This window comes from Nocardioides sp. AX2bis, from assembly GCF_902506435.1.
Taxonomy (GTDB): domain Bacteria; phylum Actinomycetota; class Actinomycetes; order Propionibacteriales; family Nocardioidaceae; genus Nocardioides.
The window spans coordinates 2,133,577-2,151,063 of the sequence record NZ_LR733215.1 but is presented as its reverse complement, the minus strand read 5'-3'; the positions used below and the strand labels follow the sequence as shown (position 1 = coordinate 2,151,063).

The 17,487-nt window shown below is 73.8% G+C and carries 17 protein-coding genes; 4 read left to right on the top strand and 13 right to left on the bottom strand.

What is annotated here, in order from left to right:
• Positions 1–122 precede the first annotated feature (122 nt).
• Complete coding sequence (locus GV155_RS10285; protein WP_160007670.1) at positions 123–509, top strand: RNA polymerase-binding protein RbpA; 387 nt, start codon at positions 123–125, stop codon at positions 507–509.
• Positions 510–538: 29 nt separating this feature from the next.
• Here GV155_RS10285 and GV155_RS10280 read toward each other — a convergent pair whose 3' ends face one another.
• The 7 genes from GV155_RS10280 to GV155_RS10250 form a co-directional block, all read right to left on the bottom strand.
• Positions 539–1,132: an FxsA family protein gene (locus GV155_RS10280; RefSeq protein ID WP_201300132.1), complete on the bottom strand. Its 594-nt coding sequence runs from the start codon at positions 1,130–1,132 to the stop codon at positions 539–541.
• On the bottom strand, positions 1,129–1,860 hold the full coding sequence (locus GV155_RS10275; protein ID WP_268892618.1) for a polyprenol monophosphomannose synthase: 732 nt from the start codon (positions 1,858–1,860) through the stop codon (positions 1,129–1,131). Before GV155_RS10275 ends, GV155_RS10280 begins: the two co-directional genes overlap by 4 nt.
• 249 nt (positions 1,861–2,109) lie before the next feature.
• Complete coding sequence (gene lnt / locus GV155_RS10270; protein ID WP_160007668.1) at positions 2,110–3,714, bottom strand: apolipoprotein N-acyltransferase; 1,605 nt, start codon at positions 3,712–3,714, stop codon at positions 2,110–2,112.
• Positions 3,715–4,198: 484 nt separating this feature from the next.
• Positions 4,199–4,615, bottom strand: coding sequence for a hotdog domain-containing protein (locus tag GV155_RS10265; RefSeq protein WP_160007666.1), 417 nt, complete (start codon positions 4,613–4,615; stop codon positions 4,199–4,201).
• Positions 4,612–5,376 carry an OAM dimerization domain-containing protein gene (locus GV155_RS10260; protein WP_160007664.1) on the bottom strand — a complete coding sequence of 255 codons (765 nt, stop codon included), beginning with the start codon at positions 5,374–5,376 and terminating at the stop codon, positions 4,612–4,614. Before GV155_RS10260 ends, GV155_RS10265 begins: the two co-directional genes overlap by 4 nt.
• Positions 5,373–7,061, bottom strand: a complete 1,689-nt coding sequence (locus GV155_RS10255) for a lysine 5,6-aminomutase subunit alpha (RefSeq protein ID WP_160007662.1) — start codon at positions 7,059–7,061, stop codon at positions 5,373–5,375. Before GV155_RS10255 ends, GV155_RS10260 begins: the two co-directional genes overlap by 4 nt.
• Positions 7,058–8,140 (bottom strand): L-erythro-3,5-diaminohexanoate dehydrogenase, encoded by a 1,083-nt coding sequence (locus tag GV155_RS10250; protein WP_160007660.1) that lies wholly within the window; start codon positions 8,138–8,140, stop codon positions 7,058–7,060. Before GV155_RS10250 ends, GV155_RS10255 begins: the two co-directional genes overlap by 4 nt.
• Positions 8,141–8,319: 179 nt before the next feature.
• Between GV155_RS10250 and GV155_RS10245 the strand changes: the two genes are divergently transcribed.
• Complete coding sequence (locus GV155_RS10245) at positions 8,320–9,774, top strand: KamA family radical SAM protein (RefSeq protein ID WP_160007658.1); 1,455 nt, start codon at positions 8,320–8,322, stop codon at positions 9,772–9,774.
• Between the two features lie 22 nt (positions 9,775–9,796).
• On the opposite strand, the gene GV155_RS10240 is transcribed toward GV155_RS10245, so the two are convergent.
• Positions 9,797–10,255 (bottom strand): Lrp/AsnC family transcriptional regulator, encoded by a 459-nt coding sequence (locus tag GV155_RS10240; RefSeq protein ID WP_268892598.1) that lies wholly within the window; start codon positions 10,253–10,255, stop codon positions 9,797–9,799.
• An 80-nt stretch (positions 10,256–10,335) separates the two neighbouring features.
• On the opposite strand from GV155_RS10240, the gene GV155_RS10235 reads away from it, so the two are divergent.
• Entirely contained in the window at positions 10,336–10,611 is a 276-nt protein-coding gene (locus tag GV155_RS10235; RefSeq protein WP_160007656.1) for a hypothetical protein, read from the top strand.
• 20 nt (positions 10,612–10,631) lie between these two features.
• Positions 10,632–11,537: a 5'-3' exonuclease gene (locus GV155_RS10230; protein ID WP_160011132.1), complete on the top strand. Its 906-nt coding sequence runs from the start codon at positions 10,632–10,634 to the stop codon at positions 11,535–11,537.
• A gap of 548 nt (positions 11,538–12,085) precedes the next feature.
• Here GV155_RS10230 and GV155_RS10225 read toward each other — a convergent pair.
• From GV155_RS10225 to tatA, 5 genes are read right to left on the bottom strand one after another with little or no spacing between them, the layout of a single operon-like run.
• Positions 12,086–14,926 (bottom strand): DEAD/DEAH box helicase, encoded by a 2,841-nt coding sequence (locus tag GV155_RS10225; RefSeq protein ID WP_160007654.1) that lies wholly within the window; start codon positions 14,924–14,926, stop codon positions 12,086–12,088.
• On the bottom strand, positions 14,923–15,819 hold the full coding sequence (locus tag GV155_RS10220; RefSeq protein WP_160007652.1) for a diacylglycerol kinase: 897 nt from the start codon (positions 15,817–15,819) through the stop codon (positions 14,923–14,925). Before GV155_RS10220 ends, GV155_RS10225 begins: the two co-directional genes overlap by 4 nt.
• 50 nt (positions 15,820–15,869) lie before the next feature.
• Entirely contained in the window at positions 15,870–16,286 is a 417-nt protein-coding gene (locus GV155_RS10215) for a hypothetical protein (protein WP_160007650.1), read from the bottom strand.
• A complete protein-coding gene (tatC, locus tag GV155_RS10210) occupies positions 16,283–17,107 on the bottom strand; it encodes a twin-arginine translocase subunit TatC (RefSeq protein WP_160007648.1) in 825 nt (274 codons plus the stop codon). The genes GV155_RS10215 and tatC overlap by 4 nt, the downstream gene beginning before the upstream one ends.
• A gap of 14 nt (positions 17,108–17,121) precedes the next feature.
• Positions 17,122–17,427: a twin-arginine translocase TatA/TatE family subunit gene (tatA, locus tag GV155_RS10205; protein ID WP_160007646.1), complete on the bottom strand. Its 306-nt coding sequence runs from the start codon at positions 17,425–17,427 to the stop codon at positions 17,122–17,124.
• Positions 17,428–17,487: the final 60 nt, after the last annotated feature.

Sequence of the window (17,487 nt, the reverse complement as noted above, 5' to 3'; positions counted from 1 at the left end):
CCCGGTACACGACCGTTCACCATCTCGGTCGTCGACGACGTCCACCCGACGTTCGGGGGCCACGGACACGATCCGTGCCACCCCTGGTCAGCCGGGCCCAACTGTTTGTGGAGGTGCCCCCCATGGCGGAGCGTACGTTGCGCGGAGCCCGGCTCGGCGGCCAGAGCTTCGAGGACGAGCGAGGGATCGAGTTCGCGGCTCGTCAGCAGGTTGGATACCGCTGCGACCAGTCCCACGAGTTCGAGATCACGATGTCGGTCGAGGCCGACGTGCCCGCGGTGTGGGAGTGCCCGCGCTGCGGCGCCGAGGGCCTCAGCATCTCCGGCATCGTCAAGGAGCAGAAGGCCGAGAAGCCGGTCCGCACCCACTGGGACATGCTGCTGGAGCGCCGCTCGGAGAAGGAGCTCGAGGACATCCTCAAGGAGCGCCTCGACCTGCTGCGTGGCGGCGAGATCGGTCCGGCCCACCTGCACCGGGCCAACGCGCGCAAGCGCAAGGCCTCGGCCTGACCGCAGCCGACCGAGCAGGGGCGTGACCCCTACTCGTCGTCGACGACCTCACCCCGGACCACCGGCCCCGAGCCGGCTGGTCCGGGGTTCGTCGTCCCCGGACCCGGCCGCTGCGGTCCGGGCCGACCCGGACCACCCTGGGGACCGCCCGGAGCACCGCCGGGGAACCCGGGGAACCCCGGGAACCCGCCCGGTCCGGCAGGCGGCCCGGCGACCAGCAGGCGACGGGTGATGGCCTGGCCGAGCAGCCGGCGCCACAACGGCCGCGTGAGCGGCAGCACCAGCAGCACCCCGAGGGCGTCGGTGACGAAGCCGGGGGCCAGGAGCAGGGTGCCGCCCACCAGGACCAGCGCCCCGTCGGCGATCTCCCGGCCGGGCACGGCACCGCGACGCAACGCGTCCTGCAGCGCCCGCCAGGCCCGGGCGCCCTCGCGGCGCACCAGCCAGGACCCCACCACGCCGCCGAGGAGCAGCAGCAGGACCGTCCACCAGCCGCCGATGACCTGGCCGACCTGGATCAGGACGTAGATCTCGACGATCGGCATCACCACGAAGGCGACGACCAGGAGCAGCGGCAGCCACCGGCGGCGACGCGGCGCCGTGCCGGGGCGGGTGCTGCTCATCGTCGCCCCGCCGCGGACTGGTCGTGCCGGCCGGCCGGTGCCGCGGCGGCCCCGGGACGGCGGAGCGCGCGGCGCAGCTGCGCCCGCCGCTCCGCGACTCCCCACCGGGTGATCATCCGCAACGACTCGGTGGCCACCGAGCCGTTCATCTTCGACTCGCCACGCAGCCGCTCCACGAAGTCGATCGGCACCTCCCGCACCCGCAGCCCGGCCCGGACGGCCCGCGCGGCGAGGTCGGTCTGGAAGACGTACCCGACCGAGCGCACCGCCTCGAGGTCGATCCGCTCGAGGGCGCTGCGGCGGAACAGCCGGTAGCCGGCGGTCGCGTCACGGACCGGCAGGCCCAGCAGGAGGCGTACGTAGGCGTTGCCGCCCCGCGAGAGCGCCTGGCGGTGCAGCGGCCAGTTGTGCACCGCTCCCCCACGCACGTAGCGGGAGCCGATGACCAGGTCGGCGTCGACCAGCGCCGCCCGCAGCCGGTCGAGCTGCTCGGGGGCGTGGGAGCCGTCGGCGTCCATCTCGCCGACGACGTCGTAGCCGCGGTCGAGCGCCCACCGGAAGCCGGCGAGGTACGCCGCGCCCAGGCCGGCCTTGCCGGTGCGGTGCAGCACGTTGACCCGACCGTCGGCGGCCGCGAGGCCGTCGGCGATCCGGCCGGTGCCGTCGGGCGAGCCGTCGTCGACCACGAGCACGTCGACGTCGGGGTGGGCCCGGTGCAGCCGCTCCACGATCCAGGCGAGGTCGGCGGCATCGTCGACGGCGGTGGAGTTCTCCGGCCACAGCACGAGGTCGGGGCGCGGGACCCTGCCGGCCTCGACGTCGGCGGCAAGGTCGACCGTCTCCTGGACGGTGCTGGCGGTGACCTCGCGGAAGCCGGCCAGGATGTCGTTCCCGGCGCCGGGGACGTCGGGCTGCACCGCGGCCACCGTCGCCTGACCGGTCACGGCGAGGCGGACCGGGAACGCCGCCGCGAGNCCTCAGCTCGGGTGGGGCGGGGCGGGGGACGTCGGGTCGTGCTCCTCCATCGTGCCAGGCACCCGTCGGCGACCTGCGGCGAGACCGAGGGCGAGCCCGGCGGCCGTCAGCCCCAGCGCGCCCCAGCCGGCGTACCGCCCCACCCGCACGCCCGGGGTGACGCCCTCGACGAGGTCGACCTGCTCGAGCAGCGTCGCGGTCGCCCGGCGGGGCACCTCGGCGACCACGGAGCCGTCCGGGGCGACCACCGCGGTGATCCCGTTGGTGGAGGCGACCACGAGCCAGCGACCGGCCTCGACGGCGCGGGCGCGGGTGATCGCGAACTGCTGGTCGACCTGGTCGGTGGCGATGAAGGTGGCGTTGCTGGTCTGGACCGCGAGCAGCTCGGCGCCGCCCAGGACCTGGTCGTGCAGGACGTCGTCGTAGCCGACGTCGAAGCAGATCGCGTCGGCCATCGCGATCCCGGCGACCTGCAGGGGCGTCGTCCGCTCCCCGGCCACCATGTCGCGCGGGATCAGCGCGAGGTCCCCGAAGTTCCCGATCGGGACGCCGAGGTCCTCCAGGAGGTCACGGGCGGGGATGTACTCGCCATACGGCACCGGGTGCCGCTTGGTGTAGCGCTCGGTCACGTCCTCGGCGGTGCGGTCCCCCTGTTCCCACACCAGGCCCTGGTTGAGCACCTCGCCCGGCCCGCCGTCGACGATGCCGCCGACCACGACCGGGACACCGATCGCCGCGGAGGCGCGCCGGATGCCGGCGTTGGTCACGGTGTCCGCGAACGGGTCGACGGCGGTGGAGTTCTCCGGCCACAGCACGAGGTCGGGGCGCGGGACCCTGCCGGCCTCGACGTCGGCGGCAAGGTCGACCGTCTCCTGGACGGTGCTGGCGGTGACCTCGCGGAAGCCGGCCAGGATGTCGTTCCCGGCGCCGGGGACGTCGGGCTGCACCGCGGCCACCGTCGCCTGACCGGTCACGGCGAGGCGGACCGGGAACGCCGCCGCGAGGCCGGTGAGGGCGACCAGCACGACGACGGTCACCAGGGGGCCCGCCACGGCGCGGGTGCCGGCACGAGCCGTCCGCCGGGACCCTCCGGCACCGCCGTGGAGCGTCAGGACCGCGGCGGCCAGGCAGAAGGACGCGAGGGCGAGCCCGAAGCCCACGCCCGTGGCGCCGACGTAGCCCAGGGCCGGGGCGACCGGGGTGTCCATCACCCCGAAGCCGAGCCGGCCCCAGGGCATCCCGCTGAAGGGCCACGAGGAGCGCACCGTCTCCGCGAGCGCCCAGGCGCCGGCACCCCACAGCGGCCAGGCGCGATGCCGCATGAGGACGACCAGCACCGGCCCCAGGGCGGCGTAGAAGACCGCCTCGATGCCGGCCAGCGCGAGCCAGGCGCCGGTCGAGACGGCCCGCATCCACACGATGTGCGGGAAATAGAAGGCGACGGCGAAGACGAGCGCCGGCCACCACGCACGACCCGGGCGCAGCCCGGCGACGCTGAGGGCGAGGCCGGCGACGCAGAACGGCGTGACCCACCACCAGGTCAGCGGCTCGAACGATGTGGCGAGCAGCCCTCCCGAGACCAGGGCCACGAGCAACCGGACGAGCACGCGGCGAACCTACCGGGGCGGTCCGCACGGGGCGTGGGCACCCGTGGGTGCCGGGCCCGTCGGACCGGGGACGGTGCCGAGCAACGGAGGGGACCCGGGTGCCTTCGGTCCGAGGCACGCGCGACCGGATGTCACGAGAGCCCCGTTGTCTAGGGACCCCGGGTCCCCTCCGTCCCGCTCGCGCGGGGTGGACCGGATCCGTGGACCGCGCGGAGGAGTGCTCGGCACCAGCACCCCCCGGTCACGGCCACTCGGACGCCGGTCCACAGACCACGGCCTGCATGAGCGGTAGGTCAAACCTTGGTAGGGCCGGCGCGGGCTGTCAACACGGTCCTGACCTGCACGGACCGGCGTCGGCGCAGGTCAGCACGGGGTCTTTCGACCCGGAATTGAACGTGCCAATCCCGTCCTGCGCGGCGTGTCGCCCGCGACACGCCGCCGCTCGGCGGTCGGCCCGAGGGATCGGACCACGGGAGTCGCGCGCTCAGCCGTCCCGGGCCGGGACGACGACGGTGCCGGTCGCGGTCGTCGCCACCAGGGGCTCGGCGAGCATGCGGGCCGCGCCGGGCTGGTCGGCGGTGGGCTCGCCGCGAGCCACCACGCGGACCTCGAGCTCGAGGCGCCGCGACCGGGTGCCGGCACGGACGAGGACGGCCTCCACCTCGAGCACGTCGCCCGCACGGACCGGCGCCCTGAACTGGACGTCGTCGTAGGAGGCGAAGAGCCCCTCGTCGCCGTCCACCCGGATCGACAGCTCGGTGGCCACGTCGCCGAAGAGCCCGAGGCTGTACGCCCCGTCGACCAGGTTCCCGGCGTAGTGGGCGTGGCTGTACGGGACGTAGCGACGGTGGACGACCCGGGTGCCGACCGGGGACCCGTCCTGCTCGGGGGGCTGGCTCATGCGGGGCTCTCCTGGTCGTCCCGGCCCGCGGCGTCGGTCCGGGCGAGGCGGTGGACCAGGAACGAGGCCACCTCCCCCGGCGTGGTGCCCCGCGCGAAGACCCGGTCGACCCCGAGCTCGGCGGCCATCGACTCGTCGAAGCGCGGACCGCCGACCACGAGCAGCGGTCGCCGCTCCTCCGGGTAGGCCTCGCGGAAGGCCGCGGACATCTCGCGGGTGTTCAGCAGGTGCGCGTCGCGCTGCGTGACGACCTGCGAGACCAGCACCGCGTCGGCCTGCTCCTCCTGGGCGCGGGCGACGAGCTCGGGCACCGAGACCTGGGCGCCGAGGTTGACCGTGCGCAGCTCGCGGTAGTACTCCAGGCCCTTCTCGCCGGCGAACCCCTTGATGTTGAGGATCGCGTCGATCCCGACCGTGTGCGCGTCGGTGCCGATGCAGGCGCCGACGACGACCAGGCGCCGCTGGAGCGACTCCTTGACCGCGGCGTTGGCCTCCTTCGGGGTCAGCAGCGGGAAGTCGCGCTCGACGACCTCGACGGCGTCGGTGTCGACGAGGTGGTGGGTACGGCCGTAGACGACGAAGAAGGTGAAGTCCGGGCCCATCGGACGGGAGTGCGCGACCAGGACGGCGTCGAGGCCCATCTTCGTGGCCAGCTGCGCGGCCGCGCCCTCGGCGACCTTGGAGTGCGGCACGGGCAGGGTGAAGCTGAGCTGGACCATGCCGTCGCCGGTGGTGTCCCCGTAGGGGCGCACGATGCTCATGCCTCGGCCCCCGTCCCGGTCGTGCTCGTGCTCGTGGCCGTGGCCGTGGGCGTGGGCGCGGTCTCCAGCAGCTCCCGGGCCGGGTTGCAGTAGCCCGGGGCCGTCTCGGCGACCCCGTCCAGGCCCCGGCCGGCCTCGGCCGGACGCTTCATCAGCCCGAACGTCCCGTCGGCGATGGCGGCGAGCAGGCCCCCGCCGGAGCCGGTGCCGTCGTGGTCCACGATCCTGCCCAGCAGGTCCATCGACTCACCCAGCACGTGGCGGGCCCGGGTGGCGATCACGCCGTCGGGTGCCGGGTGGAAGTCCTCGTGCAGCGAGCCCGCGGCCTCCATCACGTAGCGCACGTTCTGCAGCGCCAGGTCACGGTCGGAGAGCCACGGCGTCACCACGGCCTCGGTCATCATCCCGACCAGCAGGATGCCCTGCCCGGTCAGCGCACCGGCGAGGTTGAAGAACCCGTCGAGCAGGTAGCCGCGGAAGATGTCGCCGGTCATGTGCCGCGTCGGCGGCATCCACTTCAGCGGCGCGGTCGGGAACAGCTCGCGGGCGAGCAGCGCGTGCGCGAGCTCCAGACGGAAGGAGTCGGGCACCGCCGGGTCGATCTCGAAGGCGTGGCCGAGGCCGAGCTGCCAGTCCTCCAGCCCGGCCTCGCGGGCGAAGTACTCGTTGAGCAGCTGGCTGGTGGTGACCGTGTGCGCGGCCTCGATGGCGTCCGCGGTGGTGAGGTAGTTGTCCTCGCCGGTGTTGATGATGATCCCGGCCCGGGCGTGGACCTGGCGGCTGAAGCGCTGGTCGACGAAGGTGCGGACCGGGTTGATGTCGCGGAACAGGATCCCGTACATCGAGTCGTTGAGCATCATGTCGAGGCGCTCGAGGCCGGCCAGGACCGCGATCTCGGGCATGCACAACCCGGAGGCGTAGTTGGTCAGCCGGATGTAGCGGCCGAGCTCGTGGCCGGTCTCGTCGAGCGCGGCCCGCATCAGCCGGAAGTTCTCCTGGGTGGCGTAGGTGCCCGCGAAGCCCTCGCGGGTCGCCCCCTCGGGCACGAAGTCGAGCAGGCTCTGCCCCGTGGAGCGGATCACCGCGATCACGTCGGCGCCCTCGCGGGCGGCCTGCTGGGCCTGCGGGATGTCCTCGTAGATGTCCCCGGTCGCCACGATCAGGTAGATCCACGGCTGCCGGGGGGCGTCGCCGACGGTGGCGACGAGGTGGTCGCGCTCGGTGCGGCGGGCGTCCATCCGGGCCACGCCGACGGCGACCGCCTCGGTGGCGGCGGTGCGTGCCCGGGCGGCGTCGGCGCCGGCGGGGAGCCGGAAGCGCACCGAGCCGGCCGAGGCCTTCGCAGCGAGCGTGGCGAGGTCGTCGGCCTCGCCGCGGGCCAGCGCGTCCCAGACCGGGAGGGCGACGCCGTGCGGCAGGGCGTCGTCGCCGAGGTCGGCGCGCACGACGTCGAGCAGCCGGTTGGCCCAGGGCGTGCCCTCGGGGTCGGCGCCGGCCAGCCCGGCCAGCCGCAGCGTGGCGCGCTCGACCGAGACGGTCGTGTGGCGGCGGGCGAGGTCGACGATCGGCTCCCCGGCCTGGGCGGCCAGGCCGCGCGCCCGCGCGACCAGGTCGGCGTCGAGGTGCAGCTTGCTGGCGCGGGGCGCCGTGGTCGTCGTGGTCGTCGTGGTCGTGGTGGTGGTCATCCGCGCTCCTCGAAGAGACGTCGTACGCCGTCGTGGCGCCGCAGCAGGTCCAGGGCCAGGTCGGCGTGACCCGGGGCGTAGCCGTTGCCGACCAGCATCCGCACGTCGGCGGCGAGTCCCTCGGCGCCGAGCGCGGCGGCGGGGAACGAGGTCGCCATCGAGAAGAACACCACCGTGCCGCCGTCGGCGGTGGCCAGCACGGCCCCGCCCTCGCAGCCGGGCACGTCGACGCAGACCACGGTCACGTCGGCCGGCCCGCCCGCTGCGGCGACGGCGTCGCGCAGCGCGACCGGGTCGCGGGCGTCGGCCACGGCGACCACGTCGGCCAGGCCCGCAGCACGGAGCCGCGCGGCCTCCTGCTCGTGGGGCACCACCCCGATCGTGCGCGTGGTGCCGGCCTCACGGGCCGCGGCCAGGCTGAGCGAGCCGGACTTGCCGGCCCCGCCGACCACGGCGACCACCGGGGCGGTGCCGGTGCGGGCGAGGTGCTCGGCGCAGACGCGGGCGGTCAGCGCCGGGGCGCCGCAGACGTCCATCACGGACAGGCTCAGCGCGGTCGGGAGGTCCACGGGCAGCCGGGCGGCCACGGAGCGGCCGAAGAGCACGGCGTACCCGTCGCAGGGCACCTGCTCGTCCTCGCCGTCCCAGCGCGCCAGGCCGTCCTCGACGACCAGCGGGGTCAGCGTCAGGGAGACCAGGGTGGCGACGTGGTCGCCCACCTGCAGGCCGAGGCCCGAGCCGGGGCCGACCTCCTCGACGGTGCCGACGAGCATGCCGCCCGAGCCGGTGACGGGGTTCTGCATCTTGCCGCGCTCGCGCACGATCGCCAGGACGGCCTCCCGCACGGCGGCACCGCTGCCGTGCTCCTCGCGCAGCTGGCGGAAGGACGCGGCGTCCAGGTTGAGCCGCTCGACGCGGACCCGGACCTCGTCGTCCCACAGCTCGTGACGGGTGTCCAGGCGCCAGGCGGCCTGCGGCAGCACCCGGGACGTCGCGGGGTCGGGGTCGAGGACGCGGTGCAGGCCGACGGGGTCGCCCACGCGCTCCCGGGTCGTCGTGCCGCTCGTCGCGCTGGTCATCGCCACCTCCGTCGGGGACGTCGTCGATGACGTCCTTGTCGAAAGATCCTCCGGCGTGGGAGTGGATATGCCGGATGATCTTCGCTTATCGTGGCACGACGGCGCACCCGCCGCCACCGCGACGCGCCTGCGCGCACCCACCACCCGCACCCGCCGGCCCGGATCCCACGAGGAGCCCCATGAGCATCGAGACCTCCATCGGCCTGGAGACCGGCCAGCCGTACCCGTACCGCGCCCCCGAGCTGGTCGAGCCGGACTGGACCCGCTTCCCCGGCTGGCGCGACGTCACGGTCGCGGACTGGGAGTCGGTGCAGTGGCAGCGCTCGCACTGCGTGAAGAACCCCGCGCAGCTGAAGGCCGTGCTGGGCGACCTGGTGGCGGACTCGTTCTACGCCGACCTCGAGCGTGACCAGGCCGAGCGGGCCACGATGTCGATGCTGCTCCCGCCGCAGATGCTCAACACGATCGCGTCCCGTGAGACCCCGCGCGGGCCCGGGTCGCTGACCGAGGCCTTCCACGCCGACCCGGTGCGCCACTACATGCTGCCGGTGTTCTCCGACCGCCGCACGGACTGGCCCTCCCACCCGTACTCGACCCGCGACTCGCTGCACGAGCACGACATGTGGGTGACCGAGGGCCTCACCCACCGGTACCCGACCAAGGTGCTGGCCGAGCTCCTGCCGACCTGCCCCCAGTACTGCGGGCACTGCACCCGGATGGACCTCGTCGGGAACTCGACCCCGACGGTGGAGAAGCTCAAGCTCACCGGGAAGCCGAACGACCGCCTGGTCGCGATGCTCGACTACCTGCGCCGCACCCCCGGCGTCCGCGACGTCGTCGTGTCCGGCGGCGACGTGGCCAACATGCCGTGGCCCCGGCTCGAGGCCTTCCTGACCTCGCTGCTCGAGATCGAGTCGATCCGGGACATCCGGATGGCCACCAAGGCGCTGGTCGGGCTCCCGCAGCACTGGCTGCAGCCCGAGGTCGTCGCCGGCGTGGAGCGGGTCGCCACGCTCGCCCGGCGCCGCGGGATCTCCCTGGCGCTGCACACCCACGCCAACCACGCCGCGTCGGTGACGCCGCTGGTGGCCCGGGCGACCCGGGCGATGCTGGACGCCGGCCTGCGCGACGTGCGGAACCAGGGCGTCATCCTCGACGGCGTCAACGCCGACCCGCACGCCCTGCTCGACCTCTGCTTCGCGCTCCTCGACGGCGCGCAGATCATGCCGTACTACTTCTACCTCTGCGACATGATCCCGTTCGCCGAGCACTGGCGCACCTCGGTCGCCGACGCGCAGCGGCTGCAGACCGCGATCATGGGCTACCTGCCCGGCTTCGCCACCCCGCGACTGGTCTGCGACGTGCCGTTCGTCGGCAAGCGCTGGGTGCACCAGCTGACGTCGTACGACACCGTGCACGGTGTCTCGGGGTGGACCAAGAACTACCGCACCTCGATCGAGGCCAACGACCCCGAGGCGCTGACGCGCACCTACCCCTACTACGACCCGATCCACACGCTGCCCGAGGAGGGTCAGCGCTGGTGGGCCGAGAACGTCGCGCCCGACTCCGGCTCGATGACGCCCGCGCAGGCGGCCGCGATGTCGCGCCGGGCGGCCGCGCTGCAGGCCACCTGAGCCTGACCGGCGGGGGCCGGCCTTAGCCGACGGGGCGGTTCTCGTAGGCCGTGGACAGCACGATGGTGGTGCGGGTGGAGACGTTGGCCGCGGCGCGGATGCGGGCCAGCAGGTCCTCGAGGTCGGCCGGCGTCGACACGCGGATCTTGAGGATGTAGGACTCCTGGCCGGCCACCGACCAGCAGGACTCGATCTCGTCGACGTGCTCGAGGCGCTGCGGGACGTCGTCCGGCGAGGCCGGGTCGATCGGGCGGATCGAGATGAAGGCGGTCAGCGGCCGGCCCATCTCGGCGTGGTTGACCGTGGCGCCGTAGCCCAGGATCAGACCGCGCTGCTCGAGGCGCTTCACGCGCTGGTGCACCGCGGAGGTGGACAGGCCGGTCGCCTTCCCCAGGTCGGTGAAGGACATCCGGCCGTCACGGGCCAGCAGCTGGAGGATCTTGCGGTCGGTGGGCTCCACACCGGAAGGATCTGCGCTCACGCGGGCCAGCGTAGGGCTCCCTGCGGCTGCGCGTGGGGGATGCTCAGCACGCGGGCGGGCGGGAGTCCTAGGGTGGCGGCGTGGGCAGCGGTCGTGAGGTCTGGCTCCGTCGGGTGCCGTCGGCCGAGGCGCCGCACCGGGGCCTGGTCGGCTCCGTCCGGCGGCTGGCGCGCCGGGCGCCACGGGCGGCGTACGACCTCGAGGTCTGGGACGACGCCCGCCTGACCTGGGCCGGCCGCACCCCGCACCCCCTCCGGCCCCTCGTCCGCCGTGGCGGGGCGGACCGCCCGGCCGCCGCGAGCGCCGTCCGCAGCGCGGACGCGGCCCCGGCGGACTGGGTTACGGTGCCGATGTGACCGCCCCCGCGCCGCGCCTGATGCTGCTGGACACCGCCTCGATGTACTTCCGCGCCTTCTTCGGCGTGCCCGACATCGCCGGCCCCGACGGCACCCCGGTCAACGCCGTGCGCGGGCTGCTGGACTTCGTCTCCCGGCTGGTGACCGACTACCAGCCGACCCACCTGGTCTGCTGCTGGGACGACGACTGGCGCCCCCAGTGGCGCGTCGACCTGCTGCCGACCTACAAGGCCCACCGTGTCGTCGAGGAGGTCGAGACCGCCCCCGACGTCGAGGAGGTCCCCGACCCGCTCGGGGTCCAGGTCCCGATCATCCAGCAGGTGCTGGCGGCCTTCGGGATCACCGTGATCGGCGCCCCGGGCTACGAGGCCGACGACGTGATCGGCACGCTCGCCACCGGCGCCGGGATGCCGGTCGACGTGGTCACCGGCGACCGCGACCTGTTCCAGCTCGTCGACGACGACGCCGAGGTCCGGGTGCTCTACATCGCCCGCGGCGTCGGGCGCCACGAGCGCGTCGACGACGCCTGGGTGGTCGCGAAGTACGACGTCCACGCCCGCCAGTACGCCGACTTCGCCACCCTGCGCGGTGACGCCTCGGACGGCCTGCCCGGAGTGTCCGGCGTCGGCGACAAGACCGCCGCCTCCCTGCTCGGTCGTCACGGCGACCTGGCCGGCATCGTCGCCGCGGCCCACGACCCCGACTCGGGGATGGCGGCCGGTCCGCGACGCAAGGTCAAGGACGCCGCCGACTACCTCGCCGTCGCCCCGCGCGTGGTCGCGGTCGCCCGCGAGCTGGACCTCGACCGCTCCCACCTGGACCTGCCGACGTCGCCGGCCGACCCGGACCGCCTGGCCGCGCTGTCGGAGCAGTACGGCCTCGACTCCCCCGTCGCCCGCCTCACCGCCGCCCTCGCCCGCGACTGACCCAGGGCGACTTCGGCGGTCGAGGAGCGAGCGAAGCGAGCGTCACGAGACCCGGCCACCCACCGGTGGTCGAGGAGCGAGCGAAGCGAGCGTCACGAGACCCCAGCCCCACCGGTGGTCGAGGAGCGAGCGAAGCGAGCGTCACGAGACCCGCCCTCGCGTCAACACCTCGCGATGACGCCCCACCCTTCCGACCCGGCTGTGAATGCCAGCAGCCGTACCGCCGGATCGGGCCACGTCCACCAGCGGCACCGGTAGGCACCCAGTCGATGTGTGATCTGCGCGCACCAGGTGCACGCAGATCACACATCGACACGCCGGCCTGGTCTCGTGACGCTCGCTGCGCTCGCTCCTCGACCACCCGGCCGGGCCGCCCGGGCACGTCGACCTGACCGTTTCACGCACCAGGTGCGTGAAAGTCACAGGTCGAGGTCTCGTGACGCTCGCTGCGCTCGCTCCTCGACCACCGGGCCGGCGCCCGCTCCTCGACCGCCGGGGACACCGGCGCCCGCTCCTCGACCACCGAGCCGCCGGGCTACTCCGCCGGGCTACTCCGCCAGGCCGGAGTAGGCCACCACGCCCCGCTTGAGCTGCTTGACCGTCGCCCGCGCGGTGTCGCGGAGCGGGCCGGGTCCGGCGGCGGTGGCCACCTGGCCGGCGAGGTCGACCAGCTGCTTCATCCAGCGCACGAAGTCGCCGGCGGTGAGGTCGGTCGTCCCCAGGACGTCGTCGAGGTCGTCGCCCTCGGCCCAGCGGAAGGCGCACCAGGCGAAGCCGGCGTCGGGGCGGCGCAGGAAGTCGAGGTGGTGCTGCTTCTCGAGGCCGTCGAGGTCGCCCCAGAGCCGCATCATCGCGTCGATGGCGGCGCCGGTGTTCCCGCCGGGCACCCGCGGGGAGCGGGCGTCGTCGGGGCGGCGCGCCTCGAAGACGAGCACCGACAGCGCCGCCGCCAGGCCCGAGGACGTGAGCCCGTCCCAGAGGCCCTGGCGCAGCGACTCCGCCGCCACGAGGTCCATCTCGGAGTACAGGCGGCGCAGCCGCGCTCCCTCGGTGGTGACCTCGTCACCCTCGAGGTACCCCAGGGCGGTGAGGACCTCGCAGACGCGGTCGAACTGCCGCGCCACGGTGTTGGTGCGGTTCTCCACCCGCCGTCGCAGGGTGGCCGAGTCGCGCTCGAGCTTGAAGTGCCGCTCGGCCCAGCGGGCGTGGTCCTCGCGGTCGGAGCACCCGTGGCACGGGTGCGCCTTCATCCGGGCGCGCAGGTCGGAGACCCGGGCCGCCGTACGGTCCGGTCCGCCGTCCCGGCCGTCTCCTCGGCCGTCCTCGCGCGCCGATGCCCGCAGGTGCGGCGGCGGGATGTCGGCGGCGCGCTTGTGCAGCGCGTCCGCCAGGTCGCGGCGCTGCTGGGGGTTGCGGCCGTTGAAGCTCTTCGGCACCCGCATCCGGGCCAGCGCCTCGACCGGCTCCGGGAAGTCCATCGGCCCGAGCCGCCGGGCCTGGCGCTGCTGCGTCAGGACGTACGGCCGCGGGTTGTCGGGGTCCCAGCCCGGGTCCAGCACCAGGGCGGTGCCGGCGAACTTGCCGCCGGGCACCTCGATGACGTCCCCGGTACGCAGCTTCTGCAGCGACCCGAGCGCGAGGTCGCGACGGTCGGCGCGGCGGCTGCGGCTGGCGTCCTTCTCCACCTCGTTGACCTGGCGGCGCAGCGAGGCGTACTCCATGAAGTCGCCGAGGTGGCAGGTCGCCGCCTCGGCGTAGCCCTCCATCGCGTCCTCGGCCTTGTGCAGCTGCCGGGCGAGGCCGACGACGGCCTTGTCGGCCTGGAACTGCGCGAAGGACTGCTCGAGCAGCTCGCGCGAGCGGGTGCGGCCGAACTGGTGCACCAGGTTGACGGCCATGTTGTAGGACGGCCGGAAGGACGAGCGCAGGGGGTAGGTGCGGGTCGAGGCCAGCCCGGCGACCTCGCGGGGGTTCATCCCGGGCTGCCACAGCACGACGCCGTGGCCCTCGACGTCCAGCCCGCGCCGACCGGCACGACCGGTCAGCTGGGTGTACTCCCCCGGCGTGATGTCGGCGTGGGTCTCGCCGTTCCACTTGCTGAGCTTCTCGATGACGACGGTGCGTGCGGGCATGTTCACGCCCAGCGCCAGGGTCTCGGTCGCGAAGACCGCCTTGCAGAGCCCACGCAGGTAGAGCTCCTCCACCACGTGCTTGAAGGCCGGCAGCATCCCGGCGTGGTGCGCGGCCACGCCGCGGACCAGCCCGTCGAGGAACTCGTGGTAGCCGAGCACCTGCAGGTCGTCGGCGGGCAGGTCCCGGCAGGACGCCTCGACGAAGGTACGGATCTCCTCGCGCTCGGCCGGCGTCGTCAGCCGCACGTTGGAGTCCAGGCACTGCTGCACCGCGGCCGCGCAGCCGGCCCGGCTGAAGATGAAGGTGATCGCCGGCAGCAGGCCCTCCCGGTCGAGCGCGGTGAGCACGTCGACCCGGCTCGGGATCCACACGCGCCGGCCGTTGCCGACGGGGCGCGCACCGTTCTGCCCCCCACCGGCTCCCCCGCCGCCGCCGGACGGGCGCGGCGTCTTGCCCCGGCCCTTCTTCGGGGTGCGGCGGTCCTTGATCCGGGTCGCGGCCCAGTCGTCGCGGGCGAGCTTGACCAGCTCGTCGTTGACCGGCGCGCCCTCCTGGACGAACCCGGCGGAGGCGTCGACGTCGGAGGAGGCGAAGAGGTCGAGCAGCCGGCGCCCGACCAGGACGTGCTGGTAGAGCGGGACCGGGCGTCGCTCCTCGACGATCGTGGTGGTCTCGCCGCGCACGGTGGCCAGCCACTCGCCGAACTCCTCGGCATTCGAGACCGTCGCGGACAGCGAGATCACGCTGACCGACTCCGGGAGGTGGATGATCACCTCCTCCCACACCGCGCCGCGGGCGCGGTCGGCGAGGTAGTGCACCTCGTCCATCACCACGAACCCGAGGCCGATCAGGGTGCTGGACCCGGCGTACAGCATGTTGCGCAGGACCTCGGTGGTCATCACGACCACCGGGGCGTCGCCGTTGACGACGTCGTCGCCGGTCAGCAGACCGACGTTCTCGGGCCCGTAGCGGGCGACCAGGTCGTGGTACTTCTGGTTCGACAGCGCCTTGATCGGGGTGGTGTAGAAGGTCTTGCGTCCGGTCTGCAGGGCCAGGTGGACGCCGAACTCGCCGACGATCGTCTTGCCCGACCCCGTCGGCGCGGCGACGAGCACGCCGCGACCGTCCTCGATCGCGCGGCAGGCACGCAGCTGGAAGTCGTCGAGCGCGAACTCGTAGTGCGCGGCGAAGTCGCGCAGGACGGGGTGCTCGCGCTCCGCGCGGTAGGACGCGTAGCGCTCGGCCGGTGTGGTCATGCGGCACCTCCGGGGGCCAGGACCGCCAGTGCCCCTGGGGCGGCCTCGATGGTGGTGGGCAGCGGTCCGAACCGCTCCCCGTCGGCGTAGGCGACGATGCCGGGGGCGGCGACCGTCACGCGTCGGGCTCGGTGGTGCGTGTACTGCGGCAGGCTGGTGTGCGACCCGTCGAGCAGGCGCGGGTAGACCCGGACCAGCTCGGCGCGGCGCATCGGGGCGATCACGACGACGTCCAGCATCCCGTCGTCGAGCCGGGCGCCCTCGGTGATCCGGAGACCGCCGCCGAACGACGGCCCGTTGCCCACGGCGACCAGCATCGCGTCCGTACGTTCGACCCGCCCGTCGAGGTCGAGGGTGTAGGACCGGGGCGCGAAGGTCCGCAGCTCGGCCAGGGTGGCCAGGTGGTAGCGCGCCTGGCCGCGCGGCCAGCGCATCCGGTTGGCCCGCTCGTTGACCAGGGCGTCGAATCCCGCGGCGAGCACGGTGGCGTAGTAGCGGCCCCCGGTCACGGCGAGGTCGACGATCCGGATCGAGCCGCGGGCCACGACGTCGGCCGCGGCGACCGGGTCGTCGCGCGGGATGCCGAGGGAGCGGGCGGTGTCGTTCCCGTTACCGGTCGGCACGATGCCCAGCGGGGTACCGGTGGCCGCCACCGCCTGGAGCCCGACGTTGACCATCCCGTCACCGCCGCAGACGACCAGCGCGTCCACCCCGTCGGCGACGGCCGCGCGGGCCAGGTCGCCGGCGCTCGACCGGTCACGGCCCTCGAGCGAGCGCACGCGCACGCCCCGGGAGCGGAGGCGGTTGACGACGGCGTCGCGGGCACCGGCCGACCGGCCCCTGCCGGCGGCCGGGTTGGTGATCAGCGCGACCTCGCGCCTGGGGACAACCACGACCCGACCCTACCGAGGGGGTCGGTCACCCCCGGAGGGCTGGCACCGGGCTAGCGGTCGTCGCCGATCCGCAGGTGCACCGCGAAGTGCTCGGGCGAGGCCCCGACGGCCCGGGCCAGCCGGGACATCGCGTCCAGCACGCCCTCGGAGGTCCAGCGGGTCCCCGGGGCGGCCAGGGTCACGCGGTCGCCGTGGAGCACCACCAGGACCTGGCCGTGGCGCCACGCGCGGTGGGCGCGTACCCGGGTGTCGTCGGTGGCCACGATCGTCGGGTACGCCTCGTCGACGGCGAGCAGGTCGCACGGCGTCTGCCGGCCGGGGCCGCCGGACAGCGCACCCTCGACGAGGTGGGCCGTACGCAGCCCCGACCCGCCGGACCACACCACGTCGGTCTCCCCGAGCCACTCGGGCAGGTCGAACGGGTCGACCTCGACCAGCAGGGGCGCGCCGGGCTCCGCCGCGCTCACGCCTCGGCGGCCGCGACGAGCGCCTCGCGCCGCTTGGCCCGCCGCTTGTCGTTGCTCCGGGCGATGACCTCGGAGATGAGGAACAGCAGCACCATCGGCATCGCCATGATCGTCATCGTGAACGGGTCCGCCGAGGGCGTCGCGATCGCGGCGAAGACGAAGGTGCCGACGATGATCCAGGGCCGGTAGGCCGCCAGCGTCTTGCCCTCGATGATCCCGGCCAGGTTGAGCAGCACCACGAAGAGCGGGATCTCGAAGGAGATGCCGAAGACCAGCAGGGTGCGGCTGAAGAACTGGAGGTACTCGTTGAACTCCACCAGGTTCGTGAGCCCCGGCGGGTTGAGCCCGATCAGGATCTCCAGACCCTTGGCCAGGGTCAGGTAGCCCAGCGCGACGCCGGCCAGGAACAGCGGCCCGGCGATCGCGGCGAACACCCGCGTCCACTTCTTCTCCCGGGCGTGCAGGCCCGGGACGATGAACGCCCAGATCTGGTAGAGCCACAGCGGGCTGGTGGCCACGACCGAGGAGAACCCGCACAGCTTGAGGTAGAGCATCAGGCCGCCGGCCGGACCCTGCGTGGTGTCCAGGCCGCTGTCCTCGGGCAGGTTCGCGCGAGCGTCCTTGAGGGGTCCGTAGACCACGTCGTAGACCTGCTGGAAGAACAGCAGGGAGACCAGCAGGCCGACCAGCAGGATGATGGCGACCTTGAGGATGCGGGCACGGAGCTCGCGCAGGTGGTCCGAGAGGGCCATCCGGCCGTCGTCGCCCACGGGGTGGACGGGGCGACCGACGAAGATGCGGGCGACGCCGGTGATCGACACAGGGAGCGGCAGGGTCAGCCGGGGTGGCGCTCGGTGGAGGTCGTCGACGCGTCGGTCGTCGCCTCACCGCTGGCCGGGGGCAGCTCGCCCGCGACCGTGACGTCGGAGCCGTCGGTGCTCGAGACCGGCGTGGACTTGTCCTTGCTCTTGTCCTTGTCGTCGTCGATCAGGCCCTTGGTCTCGGACTTGAAGATCTTCAGCGCCTGACCGGTGCTGCGCGCGAGGTCCGGCAGCTTGGCGGCACCGAAGACCAGGATCACGATCGCGAGGATGATGAACCACTCGGCACCCTGGGGCATCCCGAGCATGGGGTAGGACATGGCGACCTCACAGACGACCCGGTCGGAGGACCGGGGCTTGGACGACGGACGAGTTCATCG